The organism is Proteiniclasticum sp. C24MP (assembly GCF_043951855.1).
GTDB lineage: Bacteria > Bacillota > Clostridia > Clostridiales > Clostridiaceae > Proteiniclasticum.
Genome location: NZ_JBINJW010000061.1, coordinates 1 through 1,492, shown reverse-complemented (window position 1 = coordinate 1,492; position 1,492 = coordinate 1). Strand labels below are relative to the sequence as shown.

The following is a 1,492-nucleotide window of genomic DNA, read 5'->3' as shown; positions in this document are numbered from 1 at the left end:
TTAAAGATCGTATTGAAGTCATTATTCTGCCATTTGAACTTGGTTACTGAATCCAATGTATAAGAAAGAGCTTCCTGATTTTTTTCAGGAAGCTCTTTCTTATACATTGGATTATTTCCTCACTTCTAGAGAAGATAGCTGATCATAATCGTTGCGAATCCCAGGAAAAAGAAAAATCCAAGAACATCGGTCATGGTGGTGACAAAGACTGCAGAAGCCAGTGCGGGGTCTACACCCATTTTCTTCAACAGCAATGGCACAAAGAATCCTGACAGAGCGGCTATGACCATATTCAGGAACATGGCTACTCCGATAACGAGACCGAAAACGACATTTCCTTCCCAGAGTCCGCCTAATACTGCCACGATAAGTCCCAAGGCAGCGCCGTGAAGGACACCAACCAGGAATTCTTTCCTTAGAATCTCCTTCTTGTTTTCATAATCGATTTCTCCCAGAGCAATACCTCTTATGATTAATGTAAGGGTCTGTGTTCCCGCGTTTCCACCCATTCCTGTTACGAGGGGCATAAAGACGGCCAGCGCAACCACTTTGCTGATGGTTGCATCAAACAGGCTTACTGTAGCAGAAGCGAGTATGGCGGTGACAAGATTGACTAGCAGCCAGGGCAGACGACTCTTGATGGAGTCCAGAACGCTGCCATCAATTTCTTCCTCTTCATCCAGACCAGCAAGTCGATACATATCTTCAGTATGCTCATCTGAAAGAACTTCCATGATGTCATCCACCGTGATGATTCCGAGCATGACATCCTGATCGTTGACAACAGGCATGGCCATATAACCATACTTCTGGAAGATATTCGATACATCTTCCTGGTCCATGGAAGCGGGGATGGTAGCAACATTTTCAAGCATGACATCCTTAAGAAGCACATCCGGAAGAGAGGTGAGAATTGCTCTGATGGGAACAATTCCTTTCAGAACATCACGCTCGTCAAGGACATAGATGTAATAGGGCGTTTCTGCATTGGGTGAGATATCTCTCAGGAAAGTAAGTGTCTCATCAATGGTCATGGTCTCCTTGACAGAAACAAATTCTGTGGCCATGATACCACCGGCGGTTTCCGGGCTGAAGGATAGGAGTTCCTCTATTTCTTCTCTATGCTCTTCCTCCATCCCTTCCAGAATTCTATTCTGGGTGTCTTCATCGATGTTTCCGAGCATGTCGGCGAGTTCATCTGAAGACATCTCGGAAATGATGCCCTGTTTCTGATCAGATGGAAACAGAGAAAGCAGAATGAATTTCTCATCCAGTTCAGCCTCATCTATGACCATAGCGATGTATTCATCTGGAAACTTTTCCAGAAGCTCTTTCTGATCCTCCTCGTATTCCTGCAGAACTTCTAGCAGATCCACTGGATGAAGCTCTTCTGCCAGTTCGAGAATCTCATCCAGTGATGCATGAAGTATATAGTCTCTTAATTGTTCTTCTCTATTCATAAAAGCACCTGCCTTATGTTGATCTCAATAAG

1 protein-coding gene is annotated in these 1,492 nt (G+C 44.5%); it reads right to left on the bottom strand.

Annotated features, from left to right (window positions below):
- Positions 1 to 125 precede the first annotated feature (125 nt).
- On the bottom strand, positions 126 to 1,460 hold the full coding sequence (mgtE, locus tag ACHAL6_RS15520) for a magnesium transporter (protein ID WP_395271558.1): 1,335 nt from the start codon (positions 1,458 to 1,460) through the stop codon (positions 126 to 128).
- Positions 1,461 to 1,492 lie beyond the last annotated feature (32 nt).